Here is a 19,416-nt window from a genome sequence, read left to right as displayed (position 1 = left end):
CCGTTGCGTACTCACGCATGTCCCTTCGTCGTCGGACTGCTCTCTGGCGCTGACGGTGCGGAGTCAGGGCTGAACCACGGCAGGGCCGTGGCCGGTTCGTCGTCCCTCGCTTCCCCGGTGGCGGGGGCGGGGACGGACGCGCGGGTACGGCGGCGCGGTGCGGCCGTACGGGGAAGGCGGAGGCCCGGCCGCCCGGCGGACGGGCGTCCCTCAGCGGGACGTCCGGCGGGTCGGGCGCGGTCCACCACGGCCATCCCGATGCGGAACAGCGCGGCCGGCACGACGACGGCGAGCAGCACCCAGAAGAGCGTCACGCCCCAGGGGCGGCCCACCCCCCACGGCTGCTCGACGAGGACCTTGCCCGCATACCGCACGGAGACCTGGTAGTCGCCGTGCGCGCCCGCCGCGAGTTCGGCCGGGAGCCGGACCTGGGCCTTCTTGCCGGGTTCGATCGTGCCGCGCCACTGGCGTTCCTCGTACTGCGGCGCGAAGACGCCGTGGCTCGTGCCGACCTCGAAGACCGGGTCCTTGACGGCGGCCGAGCCGAGGTTGCCGACGGTGAAGACGACCTCCCGGCTCGGCGGCGCCCCGAACCAGACGAGGAGGCCGCTGGAGCCGTCGAGGCGGACGGCGGCGAGGACGGCGAGCCGCCCGTTGCCCGAGGGTTCGGGAAGCGGGGCGGTGGGGTGTCCGGCGACCGTGAACTCCTTGTCGACCGCTTCCTGTTGGCCGGTGACACCGGCCACGTGCACGACGCAGGGGCAGGGTGCGGGCGGTTCGGCGACCGGGAGCTTCGCGCTGAAGGCGCCCCGGGCGTCGACCGTGGCGGCCCGGCCCTCGCTGTTGGCGCAGGAGTTGGTGCCGCCGATGACACCCGTGCCGGGGGCGGACCGGCCGCAGATCAGGAGCATGAGGAGCGCGCCCGGTTTCCAGCCGCTGCCGCTGACGGTGATCGTGCCGCCCTTGTCGGCCTCGGTCTCCGAGAGCTCGACGACGGGCCCGGGCGCGGCCGTCGCGGTGACCGCGGGCGGCAGGGCGAGGGCGAGAACCGTGAGCAGGGCGGTGACCAGGGCCGCGGCCGTGCGCGACCCTCTCGTCGGGCTCATGATGTCGCTCCCGTCGACGCGCGCTGGGTACGGGTACGGGGGCCCGCGCCCGTACGGCTCCGGGCCCGGCCCCGTCGTCGTACCGCCCAGCCTCCGCCGCCCGCGGTGGCGAGGAGCAGCCCGGCAGCTCCCGCGAGGGCGGGGAGTTCGGCGAAGGCGGCCTCGGCGCGGGCGGTGGCGTCGGGCGCGCCGGGGGCCCCGGCGGTGAGCCGGACGGTGACGGAGTCGAGGGCGGGCGGGTCGGGCCAGGGCTCGGTGCGGGTGGTCCGCTCGCCGGGGCGGAGGGTGAGCGGCAGGGCGCGCTCCGGCCGGTCGAGGACCGTGCCGAGGAGGCCTTCGGCGCGGACGGCGAGGGTCGGGGCGAGGACAGTCGTGCCGCGGTTGACCAGGGTGTAGCGGAGGGCTCCGGTGGCCTCGTCGACGCGGACGTCCTCGACGGTGAGCGCGGCGAGGCGCGGGCCGCTCACCCGCAGGCGCAGCTCGACGCTCCGCTCGCGTCCGGCGGCCGTGGCGCGCACGGTGCCGCGGTGGTCGCCGGGCGGGGTGTCCGCGGTGACGGTCACGGCGAACGGCACGTCGGCGCGGGTCCTGGCCGGGACGGTGACGGTCCGCTCGGCGAAGGCGACCGGCGCGCCCTCGCCCGCGAGCCGTACGGTGAGCGGTCGCGCGCCCGGGTTGGTCACGGAGAGGCTGTCCTGGAGGACGCTCCCCGCGGGGCCCTCCAGGTAGGCGTACGGCCGTCCGGCGGCGGGCGCCGCCGTCCAGGCCTGGGCTGCCGGGGGTGCCGCCGCGACCGCGCCGAGGAGGGCGGCCGCGGCGGCGAGCAGCCCGGAGCGTGTCGCCGCCGCCCGCATCAGCGTGCCGTGCGCCGCGTGAGCCAGAGGACTCCGGCGGCGCCGGTCAGCAGGACGGTGCCGCCGAGGGTCCCGAGGGCCACGGCGGAGTCGAGCGGGCCGGTCTTGGGCAGTTCGGCCCCGGAGCCGTTGTCGTCGCCTTCGTCCTCCGCGGGCGGGTCGGTGTCACCGCCGCCGGAGAGGCCCGCCACCTCCAGTTCGAGGGAGGGCGCGGGGTTGTTCTCGGGCTTGCAGACGGCGGCGTCCATGCCGAGGGCGTGCACGATGAGCGTGCCGGCCGTGAAGGTGACCTTGCCGTTCTTCGTCGGCGTGAACGTCCCGGTCAGTGTGCCGATCCTGATCGGCGTGTCCGGCGGGATGGCGGCCGTGTTCGGCGTGCCCTTGACCTTCACCGTGCCCGAGGCGGCGCCGCCCAGGACGAGCTCGGCGCGCGGGGTCATGACGCCCTTGCCGAGCTCGATGGGGCTGTCGGAGACGCCCTTGTCGAAGGACATCGTGATCGTGTAGCTGCCGCCGTTCCTGACGGCCTTGATGTCGACGGGTGAGACGGCGTCCTTCGGCCCGATCTTCGTCTCGCACGCGTAGTTCACGTCGACGACGGTCGCCAGGGCGGCGGGCGCGCCGGCCAGCACGGCGGCGCCCGCCACCGCGACCGCCGCCGTGAGGCCGGCGGCCGTTCTCCTTCGGTTCGGCACCTTGGACACCCGAGCACCCCTCACCGCAACGTAACTGACGGTCTTTCAGATTGGCCGTCAAGGTACGCCCGGGGCCTTGCGGAGGGAAGGCAGGGGAACGGGTGAACTTGTGAAAGTCCTCGGGGGTTCCTGCCGATCGGGCCCTGCTCGATCGGCAGGAGACCCTCTAGGGCGTGTTGCGAAAGTAGCGCCGGCCGCCCGAAGGGCGGGCCCGACGGCGTCTGGTGCGTGCGATCGCAAGGCGGAGGGTCGCCCCGATACTGGATGTATCGGGGTGATCCCGACAACGCGGCGAGCGTGCGTGCCAGGCGCCGTCGGGCAGGCGGGACTTTCGCAACACGCCCTAGGGTGCGGCCAGTTCGGCCCAGACCGTCTTGCCGGGGGCGCCGGGGGTGCGGTCGATGCCCCAGTCCAGGCAGAGGCGCTGGACGATGAACATGCCGTGGCCGCCGGGGCGGCCGGAGCGGTGCGGGGTGCGGGGGGCGGGCTGTCCGGCGCCGCGGTCGGTGACTTCGAGGCGGACGACCTGGGGGCCGCGCAGGACGCGCAGCCGCTCGGGGCCCTCGGCGTGCAGGCAGGCGTTGGTGACCAGTTCGGAGACGACGAGCAGGACGTCCTCGGCGGCGGCCCTGCGGTCGGCGGTGGCGGCCGGGAGCCAGCCCCACTCCGTGAGCGCCGAGCGCGTGAAGTCGCGGGCGAGCGGGACGGTGCCGCTGGTCTCGCCGAGGGCGAGGGTACGGACGTCGGTAGCTTGGTCCATCAGCGCTTCACCTCACCGATTGACGAGACAGAGGGGTGGTACGTACGGAGCGGAGGGGCCCGCCGGGCTCAGCCGGGGAGGGCCGTGCCGAGCGTGTCGTGCAGCGTGAAGACGGCCTCCGCGCCGGTGATGCGGAACACCCGGGCGACCGCGGGCCGCATCGCCACCAGATGGACCCCGCCGCCCGCCGCGTCCGCCCTGAGCCGGGCGCCGAGCAGGACGTTGAGTCCGGTCGAGTCGCAGAAGTCGAGGCCCGAGCAGTCGACGACGAGCCGCGAGCGGCCCGCGTCGAGCGCGGATTCGAGTGGCGTACGCAACAGTTCGGCGGTGTGGTGATCGAGCTCACCCACGGGGGTGAGGAGTTCGCTGCCCCCGCCCACGTTCCGGACCTCGACCCGCAGGCGCGCGGGTTGCGCGCTGCCGATGTGCTGGCGGTCCATGGCCGTGCCTCTTCTCGCTCTCGCGGGTGCCGACTGACGTGCCTCGAACCCTACAAGCGGGGCACCCTCCCGCGCACACACCCCCCTCCGCAAACCCACCCAAAGCGGATTATTGGTACTTGCAACCATCGGTGTCCACCAGGTAGGGCTAGAGGGCAACACCTGACAGGACACCCGACACGACCGGCCTCGGAGGCGCCGCAAACCGCAGCAGAAGACCGACGAAGGAGACCCATGTCACCCCGGCTCGACGCCCCGCGTACCCCCGACGCGCCGTCGGCGGTCACCCCCCTCGACCACCTGCCCGACGGGCCCCTCGACCGCATCGGCGCGGTCGACGCGCGCGCCCTCTCGAAGCAGCTCTTCGCCCGCCTCTCCGAACTGGAGGAGGGCACCCACGACCACGCGTACGTCCGCAACACCCTCGTCGAACTCAACCTGGCCCTGGTGAAGTTCGCCGCGGCCCGGTTCGGCAGCCGCAGCGAGCCGATGGAGGACATCGTCCAGGTCGGCACGATCGGCCTCATCAAGGCCATCGACCGCTTCGAACTGACCCGCGGCGTCGAGTTCCCCACGTTCGCGATGCCGACGATCATCGGCGAGATCAAGCGCTTCTTCCGCGACACCTCCTGGTCCGTGCACGTCCCCCGCCGGCTCCAGGAGCTGCGGCTCGACCTCGCGCGGGCCGGTGACGCGCTCGCCCAGCGCCTCGACCGCGCCCCGACCGCCGCCGAACTGGCGGAGGAGCTCGGGATCTCCCCGGAGGAGGTCGTCGAGGGCATGACCGCCAGCAACGCCTACACGGCGAGCTCGCTCGACGCCAGGACCGAGGAGGACGAGAGCGGCAACGGCGACGCCACCCTCGCCGACCGGATCGGCTACGAGGACGACGGGCTCACCGGCATCGAGTACGTCGCCTCCCTGAAGCCGATGATCGCCTCGCTGCCCTCCCGCGACCGGCTCATCCTCTCCCTCCGCTTCGTCTCCGGCATGACCCAGTCGGAGATCGGCGCGGAGCTCGGGATCTCGCAGATGCACGTGTCCCGGCTGCTCTCCCGCACCCTCGGCCGGCTGCGCCGCGGCCTCACTCTGGAGGAATGACCTCCACGGCCTCCCCCGAACCGCCAAAATGGCTCCGGAAAGGGCCCGTTCACGGTCGACCGACCCGGAACGGGCCCCTTTCGTACCGCCGGGCGCCGACCCGTACGACCACCACCGCGTACGACCGCCCGGCCGGCCCTCGCGGGGCCAACCGCGCTACCGGCAGGCCTTGTTGACGAGGCCGTCCGGATTGGGCCACATTGAGCCCGGGGATTCAGGGGGGATTCACATGGTTTCTGCGTACGCGGAACTGGAAGGGCGGATGCGCGAGCGGCTCGGGGGCAGGGAGTGCCTCTACGTGCCGTCGTGCCGCTTCGGCCTGTACCTCGCGCTGCGCCACTGGTGCGAGCCCGGCGGCCGGGTGCTGATGTCACCGGTCAACGACGACGTCATCTTCTTCGTCGTCCTCGCCGCCGGCCTCCGCCCCGTGCAGGCACCGCTCGACCCCCGGGACGGGTCGATCGACGCGGCGGCCGTCCCCGAGTCCGTCTGGCGCGGCCTGTCCGCCGTCCTCACGACCAATCTGTACGGGAACCCCGACCCGGCACCGGAGCTGCGCGCCCACTGCGACCGGCTCGGCATCCCGATGATCGAGGACGCCGCCCACGCGATCGGCTCCACGGTCGGCGGGCGACCGGTCGGCACGTACGGCGAGGCCTCCGTCTTCAGCCTCTCGAAGCACACCGGCGCCAAGACCGGCGGCTTCGTCGCCCTCGCCGAGCCGAAGCTGCGCGAGGAACTCACCTCCGCCCGGGACGAGTTGCTGCACCCGACCCGCGCCCTCGGCGAACTCGCCTACCTGGCACGGCCGTACGCGGAGGCGACCCTGCGCGGGACGCGCCTCGTCGGGCCCGCGCGCGCGGCGGTGCGGCTGCTCGGGATGGAGGAGCGCGAGGAGATACGGATGCCGCTCCGCGCCGAGGAGCTGCGGCGGGCCCTGCCGGCCGCACCCGCGCTCGCCCCCTTCCACTCCTGGGTCCGGGTCGACATGCACGACTACCGGCTCCGGCCGGGCCGCGCCCGGCTCCGCCGCACCGCCCGCCGGCTGGCCGGCCTCGACGGCGTCCTCGCCACCCACCACACCGGCACGGCCCGGCTCCTGGCCAGCGAGTACGGCACCCCTGCCGACACGGTCCAGCCGCTGTTCCGGGTGCCGCTGCTCGTCGAGGACCGGGACGCGGCGATCGCCGCCCTCGCCCGGCACCGGATCACCACGGGCTACGTCTACGACCCTCCGCTCGACAGCTACGCGGGTGAGACGTTCACCGACCCCTCCCCCGCGCCGGAGGCGGCGGCACGGTTCGCCCGGCACGCCCTGCCGGTGGACCCGCGCCGCGCGGACGAGGTCCTGGCCGTGCTGCGCGCGGCCGGCACCCGGCCCGCCCGCCTGTCGGAGGCCCCCGGCGGCGCCCGGTGACCGACACCGTACGACTGCGGGAGACGGCCGACGCGACGGCCGGGCAGCACCCGGGCACCGCCGTGCCGGAACCCGCCGGCAAGGACCTCACCGAGACCAGGGGCGACTCCGGCGAGAACTCGATGTTCCGCAACGCCTACGCGCTGATGCTCTCCACCGGCGTCTCCGCCGCCCTCGGTCTCGGCTTCTGGCTGGTCGCGGCCCGCTACTACACGGAGGAGGCCGTCGGCCAGGGCTCCGCCGCGATCGCCGCCCAGCGGATGCTCGCCTCGCTCACGGCGACGACGTTGACCGGCGCGGTCGTCCGGTACGTGCCCCGGGCGGGCCGGGCCACCGGGCCGCTCGTCGTCCGCCTGTACCTGGTCAGCACGGCCGTCGTGGGCGTCGCCTGCGGCGTCTTCCTGCTCACCCTGGACTGGTGGGGGCCCTCGTACGCCCCGCTCGGCACCGTGTCCGCCGGGATCTTCTTCACCGCCGCCAGCATCGGCTGGGCCCTGCTCACCCTCCAGGACGCGGTCCTCACCGGGCTCCGACGGGCGATCTGGGTGCCCGTCGGCAACGCCGTCTTCTCGCTCGGCAAGCTGGTCCTGCTCGTCGTCCTCGCCGTCGGCCTGCCGGTCCTCGGCGTCTTCGTCTCCTGGGCCGCGGCCATCGTGCTCTCCGTCGTGCCGCTCGGCTGGCTCGTCTTCCGGCACCTGATCCCCCGGCAGGCGCACGCCGACCGGGACCGCGAGCCGCCGACCATGCGCGAGATCGGCCGCTTCCTCGCCGGGGACTCCGTCGGCTCCGTCTTCAGCCTGCTGATGATCAGCCTGCTGCCGATGATGGTCGCCGTCCGCTTCGACGCCGCCCACAACGCCTTCTTCTACACGGCCTACACGGTCGGCGGCACGATGGAGTTCATGGCCATCAACATGGCCTCCTCGCTCACCGCGCACGCCTCGCACAGCCCCGAGTCCCTCGCCGAGGGCGTCAGGGGCGCCCTGCGCCGCATGGTGCTGCTCCTCGTCCCCGTCGTCCTCGTCCTCGTCGTGCTCGCACCGGTGCTGCTCACCCCCTTCGGCGAGGAGTACGCCGAGAACGGCACCACCGTGCTGCGGCTGCTCGCCGCCGCCGCGCTGCCCCGGGTCGCCGTCGAGCTGTACATCGGGGTGCTGCGCGTCCAGGGCCGTACGGGCATGCTCGCCGCGCTCCAGGGCGCGATGTGCGTCCTGGTCCTCGGCAGCGCGGTCTTCCTCCTCGGGCCCTTCGGCATCGCCGGCGCGGGGTGGGCCGTCCTCGGCTCCATGACGCTGATGGCCGTGGTGTGCGTGCCGGGCCTGCGGGCCGCCCTCAAGGGCAAGGAGCCCGCCGAGGGGGCGCGGGCCGCGGCGCGGGTGAAGGAGCGCGAGGAGGACGGGTACGGCACGAACTGGGCGCGCGAGAGCGCCTATCTGCGCGGCACGCACGACTCGGTGACACCCGCCTTCGGCATCCCCGTCTACGTACCCCGGCAGCACGCGGACCGGCCGGCGCCGCTGCGCGCGCCCGGACGGGGAAGGCCGCGCCTCGGCGACCACGTGGCAATCCTCCGGTGGGGGCTGCTCGGGGCGGCGGCCGTCGCCTTCTGGCTGCCGCTGGGACTGGCCACGCCGCTGGAGGTGGAGAGCCTCTCCGGCACCGGTCTGCTCTCCGCGGTGCCGCCGGTGACCCTGCTGGCCGGTCTGCTGCTGGTCGCCCTCCAGGGCGTGGCGGTCGGGCTGCGCGACTTCCGTCCCGGCTTCGCCGGGACCGTCCTGCTCGCCACCTTCCTCGCCCTGCACACCGCGCCACCGCTCCTCGGCCTGCTGCCGCCGGCCGCTGCCGGACCCGGCGCCGCGCTGCTCGGCCCCGGGGTGGCCGCCTGGTCCGCCCCCGTCGTGGCCCAGGCCCTGTGTCTGGTGCTGGCGGCGACGGTACTGCGGGGGCTGGGTGCCGGCGAGCGGATCACGGCCGGGGCGGTGTGGGTGCTGGTCTGGGCCGGATGGGCGGGGCAGCAGCTCTTCGCCGCCGCCCCGCTCCCGGTGCTGCTCGGCCTGGCCGGGATGACCATGGCGGTGTACGCGGTCCGGGGCCTGCGCCGCTGAGTCCGTTCAGCGGCCCGGCAGGGGCTGCTTGAAGTAGAGGTCCTGTCCGGCCTTCCGGTATCCCTGGAGCCCCGGCCCGGAGTTGACCGTGAGGTCGCAGCCGGGCCCGGGGACGGCCCGGTTCCAGTGGACGTACGCCTTGGCCTCCGGGAGGGTCGGGGCGGCCTCGGGGATCTTCGCGTACCAGGCGCGCTGACGGTCCGGGTTCCGGGGGTCCGGAGCGGTGGCGAACTCGGAGAGCATGATCGGCTTCTCGGCGGAGACGTTCTTCCTGAGCCAGTCGTAGCTCGGGCGCTGGCTCTCCTCGAAGTCCAGCCACTTGTCGGTGCCGTGGCAGAGGTAGTAGTTGTACTGGTCCATGCCGATCCAGTCGACGTACGCGTCGCCCGGGTAGAGCCGCTTCATCGAATCGGCGCTGCCCAGGTAGCCGGAGACCGTCCACACCCAGACCACGTTGTCGGCCCCGAGCTTCCGGAAGCGCTCGTGAAGGTGGCGGTAGGCGGCGACGTACTCCTCCGGGGACCCGGCGCCCTCCTTGATGCGGGCGTCGACCTCCTGGTCGAAGGAGAGGAAGACCCGCTTGCCGTACTCCTTGACCCGGCGGATCTGCGGGTCGACGATCTCGGCGTCGTACCGTCCCGAGGCGATGTTCTTCCAGCCGAGCTGCGTCTCGGTCCACCCGGCGTGGTGGGGCTCCTTCCAGACGGTCGACTCCCAGGCGAGCATGAGCAACCGGTCCCGGCCGAGCTCGCGCTCGTCGTCCGTGAGGAGCGTCCCGTCGAGCTCGTTGCCCGACATGTCGTGATAGGTGTACACGAGGTCGAGCCGTCGGCCGATCTTCCGCTCGAAGGCGTGCACCGGCCGGATCAGCGAACTGTCCTCGTCGTAGGGAATGTAGGCGCCCCACCAGGCCCCGCAGGGGGCGACGAGCCTGTCGTCGGGTGCGCAGTGGTCGTCCCCCTCGGCGACGGTCGCCCACACCCCTATCCCCGCGATCAGCGCGCCGACGGCGGCGAGTGCCACCGCCAGCCTGCCGGCCGCCCCGCCCTCGGCGCGCCGCCGACCGGTCATCGGCCGCCACCCGGCCCTCGTTCACGGGACAGGAAGGATTCGGAGCCCTCGGGTTCGACGGCGCCTCTGGTGGCGGCGGGCAGGGGCAGCCCCGGCAGCAGGGCGACGGCCGTGGAGAACGCGGCGAGCGGAACGAGGAAAGCGGGCACGGAGAAGCCTCCGATCAGGAAGAGAAGGGTGGCGGTGAGCGCGGCCAGGGCGAGGCTCAGCGGCGCCGCGAGCGCGAACGCCTCCAGCCGGGCGCCGGGCCGCAGTCCGCGCGGCTGGGGGTGGAGCAGGGCGAAGCCGGGTCCGAAACAGACGAAGAGGAGGACCGGCAGCCAGCGCAACGGCGAGCCGCCGGGCAGCAGGGTCGCCGCGAGGGCGAGCCAGCCGGATACGGCGACGGCGGCTCTGATCCGGTTCGTGGTCACGAGGCACCGCCTGTGGTGGTGTTCGACGGGGTGTAGGCGAGGACGATCCCGTAGGGGTGTTCCTCGACGGTCCGGAAGAGCGGCGATGCCTTCAGCCGGTCACGCAGGACGGTGAAGCCGCCGGGTGGCAGCAGTCCTTCTCCCGCCGTGTAGATGTCCTGGGTGCGGGTGAGGACGACGTGGGCGGTGACGCCCCGCGGTAGGCGGTCGGCGAGATAGCGGGCCGGGTCGGCGAGCATCTTCTCGTTCTCGGGCAGTTCCTGCTCGGCGAAGAACCAGTGCTCGACCTCGTCGTAGCGGTGCAGGGCCTGCGGGAAGGAACCGGAGGTGGCGAGGATCAGACCGCCCTCCGGCAGCCGGTCGATGGCCCGGGTGACGAGGGCGGACTCGACGGGCGGGGTGTAGTACATGGCGTCCTTGCCGTAGTACGCGGGCAGGAACCCGGCGGTGAGGGCGAGCAGGACGGTCGGCAGGGCGACGGAGGCGACGGTCCGCCGGACGCGGGCGCCACGGCTGCGGCGGGCGCCGCCCGCGGCAGGCACCAGCGCTGCCGCGGCGAAGAACGCGGCGCCGGGCAGCCCGAACAGATAGACGCGGAAGAGCATCTCGCCGCCGTAGTCGTTGACGGCGAAGAGAGGTACGGGGGCGGCCGACGCGAGAAGCAGCGGAAGCGCGCTGCGGACGAGCCGGCGGCGGACGAGCACGGCCACGCCGGCGAAGAGGACCACGGCGAGGGTCATGGTGATGCCGGCCGCGCCGGCCAGTTCGGGTCCGGGGCCGGTGAGCTGTCCGGCGTACCCGGCGCGGGAGTTCTGGGTGAGGCGCCCGAGCGATTCCTTCAGGGTGCCGAGCGTCTCCATGAAGAGCGGCCGCCCCATGGTGAGGTCCCAGGCCAGCATGATCAGCCCGGCGACGGCGAGCAGGCCGAGGTTGCGGTAGCGCCGTGTGAGGCAGAGGGCCGCCAGGACGACGCACAGCATGACCGGGGTGAGCTGGTGGACGGCGTTGATCCCCAGGATCAGCGGCGAGAGGATCAGGACTCCGACGGCCCGCTGGCGGGTGGTCGTGGGCGGCGGCACGGCGGCCGCGGCGGGATCGAGAACGGTCCGGTCGCGCAGCCGTCCGGCCGATCCGGGCCGCACGAAGTGGCGGAGCACCAGGGCGAGGACCGTCAGGTGCAGGACGTACGCGAAGCCCTGCGGCGCCAGGTAGTCCTGGCCGACCCAGTTGGCGAGCTGGAAGATCCAGACGGCGGTCCACACCAGCCGCCAGTCCTCGGTGAAGGTGCGGTAGAGCAGCACGAGTACCGGGAGGAGGATCAGGCCGAGGACGATCGGAGCCCAGTTGAGGTAGACGGCCGTGGATTCGACGCCGAAGGCCCGCACGAGCGCGGCGTTGAGAGTGAAGAACCCCGGCCACTGGTCGTAGGCGGACATGTTCCCGGACAGCGCGGCGTACGGCCGCAGTTCACCGGCGCCGAGGAGGGTGTTGACGACGGCGTCGTGCTTGGACGCCCAGGGGTAGCGCACCGAGTCGTAGAGCACGGCCGGAGCCGCTTTGAGCGCGATGAGCAGCGCCACGCAGTAGAGGAGCGGCCAGCCCGGCGAGGTCCCGGCGCGCCTCAGCGTCACCAGGAAACCGCCGGTGAGCACGAGCAGGGACACGTAGAAGAGGACAGGCAACCGGTCGAGGAGGCCGAAGTCGTCCATGGAGCGGAAGTCGACCAGCGGCAGGGAGATCGCCCAGAGTCCGAGGCCGATCGCCAGGAGGGCGGGCGCGAGCCAGGTGTCGACGAGCCCGGCTGCGCGCCCCGGGCCGGTCGGACGTACGGCTCCACGGCGGTCGGGGGCTGCCGACTGGGCGGGGACCCCGCCCTCGGTGACCGGTACTGACACATGGCGTTGCACGACGGCTCTCCCCCCACTCTCCCTGTCCCCCTGGCGAGGCAAGGGAACGTACTTCGCTTGTGCACCCGCATTCAACTCTCGTCCCGAATGGCGGAGTTGACGATCTTGTACGGCGCCGGGGCGCCGTGTCTCAGCCTGCGAACTCCGGCCCGTTGAGCACGGCGCGCGCCCTGCGGTACATCCGCCAGCCGACCGTGGGCAGCGAGTCCGGGTACGGTGCGGCCTTCGCGCCGCGCCCCTCCATCCACTGCTCGACGTCGGCGACGGTGTGCCCGCGGCGCAGGATGAGCCGGGCGATGCGGTAGATCTCGTCCGACCCGGAGCTGAGCGCGTGCCGGACGGCGACCGCCGAGGCGTAGCCGGCGGCTGCGGCGGCCCGGCGCACGGCGGGGCTGTTGTAGCCGTGCGGGTAGGCGAGGTGGCGGACCTCGTGCCCGAGGACGTCCTCCAGGACCGCCTTCGCCTCGCGGAGTTCGCGCCGCAGGAGGCCGGGCGTGAGGGTGTCGAGCTGCGGGTGGGTGACGGTGTGGGCGCCGACCTCCATCCCGTACTGCTCCAGCCGCGGGGCCTGGGAGAGGTTCATCATCGGCGCGGGCGGGAGGAGGCAGGGCCGGCCGGGGGTGATGGCCCCGGTGGTGAGGTACACGGTGGACGGCAGGTCGCGGGCGGCCAGCGCCTCGGCCGTCGGCCCGACGAGGTCGGCGAAGCCGTCGTCGAAGGTGAGGACGACGGGGCGGGGCGGCAGCGGGGTGCCGGCCGCGAGGTGCGCGGCGAGGGCGCCGACGGTGATCGCGGTGCGGCCGCTGGCGACGATCGCGTCGAGCTGGGAGGCGAACTCCGTCGGGGAGACGGTGAATTCGGCGATCCACTCCGGGGGGTCGTCCATCACGGCGTGGTACAGGAGGACGGGTATCCGGGTGGAGACGGGTGCGCTCCTCATCGGGCCGCCGCCTTCCGTGCACCGGCCCGCAGGCGGGCCTTCGCCCGGGCCTTCGCGTATCCGATCGGGCCGTAGAGCATGCCGCGTCGCTCCAGTCGGGACAGGCTGCGGGGCCAGGGGTGGTGCTGGGTGCCGTGCTCCCCCGGGACCCCGCCGCCGGCGTCGCTCTCGCCGCGCCGGGCGGTCATGGTCCGCGCGTGCGCGAGGCCGCGCGGCAGCCGGGACAGCAGCGCGGGCAGGGTGCGGGGGCGGCGGAGGAGGGTCGCCGTGAGGTACGCGGTGAGGCCGGCGCCGTAGCCGTACGCCTGGTTCCGCAGGTCCTGCCAGGTCTCGCGGTGGTGGTGCCAGACGAGCGCCTCGGGCGTGTAGCGGAGCCGGAAGCCGGCGGAGAGGACGGCGACGAAGGCGTACAGGTCGTCGCCGCCCCTGGCCGGGGTGCCGGTGCCGGTGGCCGGGTCGAAGCCGCCGGCCTCCTTCAGCGCCTCCGCCCGGAAGGCCATGTTGGCGCCGGAGCCGAAGCTGCCCGCCGTGAAAGGGAAGAGCGGCTCGTCGGCGGGCGGCTGCGCGGGGTCGTACAGGCGGGGCGCGAAGCCCTTGGCGAAGCCGCCGTGCGATTCGAGGAGGACCTGGGCGGGGGTGCCCAGCCGGGCGGGCAGGATCAGGCCGGTGACGCAGCCGAGGCCGGGGTCGGCGGCGAAGGGCTCGGTGAGGGCGGTCAGCCAGTGCGGGTCGGCGATCACGTCGTCGTCGGTGAAGGCGAGGACCTCGCCGTCGGCGGCCGCGGCGCCGGTGTTGTGGGCGACGGCGAGCCCGGGGGTGTCCTCGCGGACGTACCGGACGCGGTCGGCGTACTTCCCGGTGACGAGGTCGTACGTGTCGGTGGTGCGGGGCGCGTTGTCGACGACGATCAGCTCGTGGTCGGGGTGGTCCTGGGCGAGCAGCGAGTCGAGCGCGCGGGCGAGTTGCTCCGGCCGCTCGCGGGTGGCGACGACGACGGAGGTGCGGGGCGGGGTGAGCCGCCCGCGGGCCTCGGCGGGGAGGTCGGGGCGGGCCGACGGGCGGGCGGCGGCGAGGCGTTCGGCGTCGGTGCGCGGCCGGGCGGCGGCCTCGACCCGCTGCCGCGCGAGCGCCCCGAGGACCTCCCTCGGGTCCACGCCCTCGGCGACCGTCCCGATGACGGTGGCGGCGGGCCGGCCCCGGAGCCGTACGAGCGCGTAGACGTCGCCGGTCGCGAGGGGCGGTCCGCCGGGCGCGGGTCGCAGGTCGAGGACGGGCCCTTCGGGCGCGTCGAGTTCGAGCTCGGCGACGGAGACGGTGCGCGGCGGGGGGAGGGGGCGGTCGGGGAGACGGCTCGGTCGGCTGCTCAATGGGGATCCCTCAGGGAAGTACGACGGCGGGCTCGGCGGCGCGGCGGCCGGGGAGGGGCGTCGGGGGGCGGAACCCGGCGCGGACGAGGAGGAGCGAGGGCTATCGGTTGCCCCGCAGCCGGGCGAGCCCGTTGAGGGTGGTGCGGGCCCGGGCGGCGAGGGCCGGGCGCTCGCGGACGAAGCGGTGGACGCGGCGGGCGGGTTCGCGTCCGAGCCAGTGCAGGGCGGCGCGCGCGCCCGGGACGAAGACGGCCCCCTCGTACACGGTGATCTCGCCCGTCTTCAGCGCGTCCTTGTACTCGGCCGCGCCGCGCCCCAGGTCGAGCAGCCCGATCCCGGCGGCTGCCGCGGCCTCGGCCATCCGCAGGTGGAGGACGAGGCCGGGCGAGTACTTCGCGAACTCGGGGTCGTACGAGGGGAACCAGCAGGAGAGCACGGTCGCGGACCGCAGCCCGAAGTGGGCGGCGATGGGCCGGTCCCCCACGTACAGCACGGACAGGAGGCCGGAGCAGCCGGGCGTGCGCTGCTCGTGGAGGCGGCGGACGAGGGCGCTGATCCACTCCTTGGCGAAGCGGTCGCCGCGCCCGGTCCTGCGGTACTGGGCGGACTTCCACTCCATGAGGGTGCGCAGGGCGGCCGGGTCGCGTTCGTCGAAGACGAACCGCACCTCGCCGTCGGCCTGGCGGCCCAGCTTGCGCTCCTTGGCGAGGGTGGTCCGGAGGAACTTGGGCGACTGGACGCGCAGCAGCGCCTCGTAGGCCGCGTACCCCTCGCCGACGTCGATCACGGGCGAGGCGAAGGACTCGGTGGCGGCGCCCTCGAAGACGGGCTGACCGGACTCCAGGTTGTCGAACTCCCACACGGCGGCCCCGCAGGCGCGCAGCAGGGCGCGGGCGCCGGGCCGCAGTCCGGGGCGCAGGACCGCGCCGTGACTGTCGGAGACGCCGAAGCCGATGGCCCGCCCCTGCCCCAAGGGCCCCTTCTCGTAAGGGAAGAAGCCGACGGGCTCGTCGCCCTCCCACCAGACGGCGACCCGGGACCGGGGCCTGACCTCGGCGACGGCGCGGGTGAACTCGGGCTCCATGAAGGGGTTCGCGGGCGATCCGGACGTGGCGCGTAGTTCCCGCCACGCCGCCATCTCGCGCTCGCTCAGCTCCCCCGGCCGCACGATCCGCACACGAACAGCACTCACTCGCCGACCCCCCGGTCCGCCCCCAGCTGACAGGACAGGACGGTACCGGTCCGAACGCCTCCCCGGCAGGCATACTCGGCCATTGGCCCACGGAGGGGACGGGGGCCGAGGGGCAGGACGGTACGGGCCGCTCCGCGAGCACCCCGACGCGGAGTCCGTCGTTCCTCACCTCACGACGGCACCTGGGTCGTGGTTCTCGGTCGCCGTCGTGACGCCTCGTCATGCCTGCGTCAGACCGTGCGGACGCCCTTCCGCCAGACCTCGGCGACCAGCGGCACGCCCGGGCGGTAGGCCAGGTGGACGTGGGAGGGGGCGTCGAGGACGGTGAGGTCGGCGCGGGCGCCGGGGGTGAGGCGGCCGACGTCGGTGCGGCGGAGGGCCGCGGCGCCGCCGGCGGTGGCGGACCAGAGGGCCTCGTCGGGGGTCATGCCCATGTCCCGTACCGCGAGGGCGATGCAGAAGGGGATGGAGGACGTGAAGGACGAGCCCGGGTTGCAGTCGGTGGAGAGGGCGACGGTGACGCCCGCGTCCAGGAGGCGGCGGGCGTTCGGCCACTGGGCTCGGGTGGAGAACTCGGCGCCGGGCAGGAGCGTCGCGACCGTGTTGCCGGAGGCCAGGGCGTCGACGTCGGCGTCGGTGAGGTGGGTGCAGTGGTCGGCGCTCGCCGCGTCAAGCTCCACCGCGAGCTGCACGCCGGGGCCGTACGTCAGCTGGTTGGCGTGGACCCGCGGGTGCAGGCCCTTCGCCTTGCCGGCGGTGAGGATCGCGCGGGCCTGGTCGCCGTCGAAGGCGCCCTTCTCGCAGAAGACGTCGACCCAGCGGGCGTGGGGGGCGCAGGCGTCGAGCATCTCGCCGGTGACGAGCTCGACGTAGGCCGCCGGGTCGTCGGCGTAGTCCGGGGAGACGATGTGCGCGCCGAGGTAGGTCACCTCGTCGGTGTGCTCGGCGGCGATCCGCAGGGCGCGGGCCTCGTCCTCGACGGTCAGGCCGTAGCCGGACTTCGTCTCGAAGGTCGTCGTGCCCTGGCGGAGGGCTTCCCGCATGAAGCGGGCCACGTTGGCCGAGAGGGCCTCGTCGCTCGCCGCCCTCGTCGCCTTGACCGTCGTGCGGATGCCGCCCGCCGCGTACGCCTGGCCCGACATGCGGGCGTTGAACTCGGCGGTGCGGTCGCCCGCGAAGACGAGGTGCGAGTGGGAGTCGACGAAGCCGGGGATCACGGCCCGGCCGCCGGCGTCGACCCGATTGTCAGTGGCGGGTGTTCTGCTTGATTCACCGACCCAGACGACCCGGTCGCCGTCGACGACGACGGCCGCGTCCTGGATCAGACCCAGAGGACTGCCGTCGCCGAAGGAGGGATCGTTCGTGACGAGACTGGCGATGTTGACGATGGCGGTGGCGGTCTTCGCCACCGCGCTGTTCGCGCTCGTGGGGGCGGAGGTCGCCGCCGGGTTGTTCGTCGCCGCGGGGCCGGTGTTCATGTTGAGGGGTGTCTCCTTCAGCCGCGCAGGGCGGCGATCGAGTCCGCGAGGGCGCCGGCCACGTCCGGTACGGAGCGGTGGACCCCGTCCCGTACGACGTGACGGCCGGCGACGACCGTGTGACGCACGTCCGCTGACGACGCGGCGAATACCGCCGTCTCGGCTGCCAGACGCGGCAGCGGTCCCGCTGTCCTGACCGTGTCCAGGGCGATCGTCATGAAGTCGGCGAGCGCGCCGGCCTCCAGGATGCCCGCGTCCGGCCAGCCGAGGGCCGCGTGGCCGTCGGCGGTCGCCGCGCGCAGGAGCGCGGCCGCCGTCCAGTGACCTCGCGTGCGGGTGCGCAGGCGCTCGTTCAGCTCCATGGCCCGCGCCTCCTCCAGGAGGTCGATGACCGCGTGGCTGTCGCTGCCCAGGGAGAGCGGGGAGCCGGCCCGCTGGAGGGCGACCGCGGGGCCGATGCCGTCGGCGAGGTCGCGCTCGGTCGTCGGGCACATGCAGGTGCCGGTGGTCGAGGAGCCGAGGAGGGCGATGTCGCCGTCCGTGAGGTGCGTGTTGTGGACGCCGGTGGTGCGGGGTCCGAGGACGCCGTGCTCGGCGAGGAGCTGGGTCGGGGTGAGGCCGTGCGCCGCGAGGCAGGCGTCGTTCTCGGCGGTCTGCTCCGACAGGTGGACGTGGAGGGGGGCCTGCCGGTCCCGGGCCCACCGGGCCACGGTGGCGAGCTGGTCGGCCGGGACGGCCCGTACGGAGTGGATCGCCGCGCCGACGCGGACGCCGTCCCGTTCCTTGAGCGTCGAGACACGCTCGGCCCACTTCTCCGCCGTGCCGTCGGTGAAGCGGAGCTGGTGCTGCTCGGGGGCGGCGCCGAAGCCGGAGGAGAGGTAGGCGGTGTCGAGGAGGGTGATGCGGATGCCCGCCTCGGCGGCGGCGGCGATCAGCGCCTCGCCCATCGCGTTGGGGTCGGCGTACGGGCTGCCGCCGGGCGCGTGGTGGAGGTAGTGGAACTCTCCGACGGAGGTGATGCCGGCCAGCGCCATCTCCGCGTACACGGCGCGGGCGAGGGCGAAGTAGCTGTCGGGGGTCAGGCGCTGGGCGACGGTGTACATCACCTCGCGCCAGGTCCAGAAGGTGCCGGAGCCGACCTGGACGGTGCCGCGCAGGGCGCGGTGGAAGGCGTGCGAGTGGGCGTTGGAGAGGCCGGGGACCGTCAGGCCGCGGAGCACCTCCGCGCCCGGCGGGGGCGTCTCCACGCCGGTGCGGACGGCGGTGATGCGGCCGTCGTCGGACACGTCCAGGGCGACGCCCGGCTCGACGTTCGTGTCGAGCCAGGCGTGCTCCAGCCAGTACGTCGTCAGCGACACGCCAGGCCCTCCAGTACGTCGGCGAGTGCGAGGACCCCGGCCACGCAGTCGTCCTCGGCCGCGAATTCGGCCGGGGAGTGCGAGACACCGGTGGGGTTCCGTACGAACAGCATGGCGGTCGGGATCGACTCGGAGAGGATTCCGGCGTCGTGTCCCGCGCCCGTGCCGAGGACGGGGACCTTCCCGGTGGACCCGGTCCTCTCGCCCAGGAGGCGGGACAGCTCGTCCCGCAGCGTGTGCGAGAAGTCCACGACCGGCGTGAAGGACTCCCGGACGACCGTGAGGTCGATGCCGTGGCGTTCGGCGTAGGCGCGGGCCTCCGTCTCGATGCCCGTGACGACCTTGTCCAGCGCGCCCTGGTCGGCGGCGCGGGCGTCGAGCCAGCCGCGGACGAGGGACGGGATGGCGTTGACGCCGTTGGGCTCGACCGCGATCTTGCCGAAGGTGGCGACGGCGCCCGCGAGTTCGGCCTCGCGGCGGGCCGCGAGGACCGTCTCCGCGTAGGTGAGCATGGGGTCGCGGCGGTCGACGAGCCGGGTGGTGCCGGCGTGGTTGGCCTCGCCGGCGAAGTCGTACCGCCAGCGGCCGTGCGGCCAGATCGCGGAGGCGAGGCCGACGGCGTCCCCGGACAGGTCCAGGGCCCGGCCCTGCTCGACGTGCAGCTCGACGAAGGCGCCGATGCGGGCGAGCCGCTCGGGGTCCGGGCCGATCCCCGAAGGGTCGTACCCGGCGGCCTCCATCGCCTGCGGGAGGCTGGTCCCGTCCGCGTCGCGGAGCTCGTACGCCTGCTCCTTCGTCAGCCGGCCCGCGGTGAGGCGGGAGCCGACGCAGGCCAGGCCGAAGCGGGCGCCTTCCTCGTCGCCGAAGTTGACGATGGCGAGCGGCCGCTCGAACACGGCGCCGCGGGCGCGGAGTTCGTCGAGGGCGGCGAAGGCGGAGACGACGCCGAGGGGCCCGTCGAAGGCGCCGCCGTCGGGGACGGAGTCCAGATGGGAGCCGGTGACGACGGCGTCGCCGCGCTCGGGGTCGCCGAGCCAGGCCCACTGGTTGCCGTTGCGGTCGGTCTCGACGTCCAGGCGGCGGGCCTCGGCCTGCATCCGGAACCAGAGGCGGCAGTCCGCATCGGCCTCGGTCCAGGCGTAGCGGCGGTAGCCGCCCGAGGCGGCGCTGCGGCCGATGGGCCGCAGCGACCGCCACATGGCGTGGAAGGTC

General features: G+C 74.0%; 17 protein-coding genes. 3 read left to right on the top strand and 14 right to left on the bottom strand.

All coding sequences use genetic code 11. The features are described from left to right. Nucleotides 1–11: 11 nt before the first annotated feature. The 5 genes from ACF08F_RS24140 to ACF08F_RS24120 form a co-directional block, all read right to left on the bottom strand. Nucleotides 12–1,106, bottom strand: coding sequence for a neocarzinostatin apoprotein domain-containing protein (locus tag ACF08F_RS24140; protein ID WP_392300605.1), 1,095 nt, complete (start codon nucleotides 1,104–1,106; stop codon nucleotides 12–14). Further along, nucleotides 1,103–1,960 carry a hypothetical protein gene (locus ACF08F_RS24135; RefSeq protein WP_392300604.1) on the bottom strand — a complete coding sequence of 286 codons (858 nt, stop codon included), beginning with the start codon at nucleotides 1,958–1,960 and terminating at the stop codon, nucleotides 1,103–1,105. Before ACF08F_RS24135 ends, ACF08F_RS24140 begins: the two co-directional genes overlap by 4 nt. Then, nucleotides 1,960–2,655, bottom strand: a complete 696-nt coding sequence (locus ACF08F_RS24130) for a peptidase (RefSeq protein ID WP_392300628.1) — start codon at nucleotides 2,653–2,655, stop codon at nucleotides 1,960–1,962. Before ACF08F_RS24130 ends, ACF08F_RS24135 begins: the two co-directional genes overlap by 1 nt. A gap of 343 nt (nucleotides 2,656–2,998) precedes the next feature. Further along, nucleotides 2,999–3,415, bottom strand: coding sequence for an ATP-binding protein (locus ACF08F_RS24125; RefSeq protein ID WP_392300603.1), 417 nt, complete (start codon nucleotides 3,413–3,415; stop codon nucleotides 2,999–3,001). 68 nt (nucleotides 3,416–3,483) lie between these two features. Further along, complete coding sequence (locus ACF08F_RS24120; protein ID WP_392300602.1) at nucleotides 3,484–3,855, bottom strand: STAS domain-containing protein; 372 nt, start codon at nucleotides 3,853–3,855, stop codon at nucleotides 3,484–3,486. Nucleotides 3,856–4,089: 234 nt separating this feature from the next. Here ACF08F_RS24120 and ACF08F_RS24115 point away from each other — a divergent pair, with 234 nt between their 5' ends. The 3 genes from ACF08F_RS24115 (at nucleotide 4,090) to ACF08F_RS24105 (ending at nucleotide 8,478) form a co-directional block, all read left to right on the top strand. After that, nucleotides 4,090–4,956, top strand: a complete 867-nt coding sequence (locus tag ACF08F_RS24115; protein ID WP_392300601.1) for an RNA polymerase sigma factor SigF — start codon at nucleotides 4,090–4,092, stop codon at nucleotides 4,954–4,956. 229 nt (nucleotides 4,957–5,185) lie between these two features. Continuing rightward, nucleotides 5,186–6,373, top strand: a complete 1,188-nt coding sequence (locus ACF08F_RS24110; protein ID WP_392300600.1) for a DegT/DnrJ/EryC1/StrS family aminotransferase — start codon at nucleotides 5,186–5,188, stop codon at nucleotides 6,371–6,373. Then, on the top strand, nucleotides 6,370–8,478 hold the full coding sequence (locus tag ACF08F_RS24105; protein ID WP_392300599.1) for a lipopolysaccharide biosynthesis protein: 2,109 nt from the start codon (nucleotides 6,370–6,372) through the stop codon (nucleotides 8,476–8,478). Before ACF08F_RS24110 ends, ACF08F_RS24105 begins: the two co-directional genes overlap by 4 nt. Before the next feature lie 6 nt (nucleotides 8,479–8,484). Here the strand turns inward: ACF08F_RS24105 and ACF08F_RS24100 are convergent, their stop codons facing one another. From ACF08F_RS24100 to ACF08F_RS24060, 9 genes are all read right to left on the bottom strand, one after another. Next, on the bottom strand, nucleotides 8,485–9,549 hold the full coding sequence (locus ACF08F_RS24100; protein WP_392300598.1) for a glycoside hydrolase family 26 protein: 1,065 nt from the start codon (nucleotides 9,547–9,549) through the stop codon (nucleotides 8,485–8,487). Further along, nucleotides 9,546–9,962 (bottom strand): hypothetical protein, encoded by a 417-nt coding sequence (locus tag ACF08F_RS24095; protein ID WP_392300597.1) that lies wholly within the window; start codon nucleotides 9,960–9,962, stop codon nucleotides 9,546–9,548. Before ACF08F_RS24095 ends, ACF08F_RS24100 begins: the two co-directional genes overlap by 4 nt. Further along, complete coding sequence (locus ACF08F_RS24090; RefSeq protein ID WP_392300596.1) at nucleotides 9,959–11,869, bottom strand: hypothetical protein; 1,911 nt, start codon at nucleotides 11,867–11,869, stop codon at nucleotides 9,959–9,961. Before ACF08F_RS24090 ends, ACF08F_RS24095 begins: the two co-directional genes overlap by 4 nt. 130 nt (nucleotides 11,870–11,999) lie before the next feature. Beyond that, nucleotides 12,000–12,809: a polysaccharide deacetylase family protein gene (locus ACF08F_RS24085; protein ID WP_392300595.1), complete on the bottom strand. Its 810-nt coding sequence runs from the start codon at nucleotides 12,807–12,809 to the stop codon at nucleotides 12,000–12,002. Beyond that, nucleotides 12,806–14,176, bottom strand: coding sequence for a glycosyltransferase (locus tag ACF08F_RS24080; protein WP_392300594.1), 1,371 nt, complete (start codon nucleotides 14,174–14,176; stop codon nucleotides 12,806–12,808). The genes ACF08F_RS24085 and ACF08F_RS24080 overlap by 4 nt, the downstream gene beginning before the upstream one ends. 100 nt (nucleotides 14,177–14,276) lie before the next feature. Beyond that, entirely contained in the window at nucleotides 14,277–15,314 is a 1,038-nt protein-coding gene (locus ACF08F_RS24075; protein ID WP_392300627.1) for a GNAT family N-acetyltransferase, read from the bottom strand. A 284-nt stretch (nucleotides 15,315–15,598) separates the two neighbouring features. Continuing rightward, on the bottom strand, nucleotides 15,599–16,846 hold the full coding sequence (gene hutI / locus ACF08F_RS24070; protein WP_392300593.1) for an imidazolonepropionase: 1,248 nt from the start codon (nucleotides 16,844–16,846) through the stop codon (nucleotides 15,599–15,601). Nucleotides 16,847–16,863: 17 nt separating this feature from the next. Further along, nucleotides 16,864–18,204, bottom strand: a complete 1,341-nt coding sequence (locus ACF08F_RS24065; RefSeq protein WP_392300592.1) for a formimidoylglutamate deiminase — start codon at nucleotides 18,202–18,204, stop codon at nucleotides 16,864–16,866. Beyond that, nucleotides 18,195–19,403: an allantoate amidohydrolase gene (locus ACF08F_RS24060; RefSeq protein ID WP_392300626.1), complete on the bottom strand. Its 1,209-nt coding sequence runs from the start codon at nucleotides 19,401–19,403 to the stop codon at nucleotides 18,195–18,197. Before ACF08F_RS24060 ends, ACF08F_RS24065 begins: the two co-directional genes overlap by 10 nt. Nucleotides 19,404–19,416: the final 13 nt, after the last annotated feature.

Origin of the sequence: Streptomyces sp. NPDC015130, from assembly GCF_043080005.1 — a bacterium.
In the GTDB taxonomy this organism is placed as follows: domain Bacteria; phylum Actinomycetota; class Actinomycetes; order Streptomycetales; family Streptomycetaceae; genus Streptomyces.
This window is presented reverse-complemented; position numbering and strand designations above follow the sequence as displayed.

Excerpts from the sequence above, each read along its gene's own strand:
- ACF08F_RS24075 (WP_392300627.1), bottom strand. The coding sequence starts at position 15,314 with ATGGCGGCGTGGCGGGAACTACGCGCCACGTCCGGATCGCCCGCGAAC.
- ACF08F_RS24135 (WP_392300604.1), bottom strand. The coding sequence starts at position 1,960 with ATGCGGGCGGCGGCGACACGCTCCGGGCTGCTCGCCGCCGCGGCCGCC.
- ACF08F_RS24110 (WP_392300600.1), top strand. The coding sequence starts at position 5,186 with ATGGTTTCTGCGTACGCGGAACTGGAAGGGCGGATGCGCGAGCGGCTC.
- ACF08F_RS24140 (WP_392300605.1), bottom strand. The coding sequence starts at position 1,106 with ATGAGCCCGACGAGAGGGTCGCGCACGGCCGCGGCCCTGGTCACCGCC.
- ACF08F_RS24060 (WP_392300626.1), bottom strand. The coding sequence starts at position 19,403 with ATGTGGCGGTCGCTGCGGCCCATCGGCCGCAGCGCCGCCTCGGGCGGC.
- ACF08F_RS24125 (WP_392300603.1), bottom strand. The coding sequence starts at position 3,415 with ATGGACCAAGCTACCGACGTCCGTACCCTCGCCCTCGGCGAGACCAGC.
- hutI (WP_392300593.1), bottom strand. The coding sequence starts at position 16,846 with ATGAACACCGGCCCCGCGGCGACGAACAACCCGGCGGCGACCTCCGCC.
- ACF08F_RS24120 (WP_392300602.1), bottom strand. The coding sequence starts at position 3,855 with ATGGACCGCCAGCACATCGGCAGCGCGCAACCCGCGCGCCTGCGGGTC.
- ACF08F_RS24115 (WP_392300601.1), top strand. The coding sequence starts at position 4,090 with ATGTCACCCCGGCTCGACGCCCCGCGTACCCCCGACGCGCCGTCGGCG.
- ACF08F_RS24100 (WP_392300598.1), bottom strand. The coding sequence starts at position 9,549 with ATGACCGGTCGGCGGCGCGCCGAGGGCGGGGCGGCCGGCAGGCTGGCG.
- ACF08F_RS24085 (WP_392300595.1), bottom strand. The coding sequence starts at position 12,809 with ATGAGGAGCGCACCCGTCTCCACCCGGATACCCGTCCTCCTGTACCAC.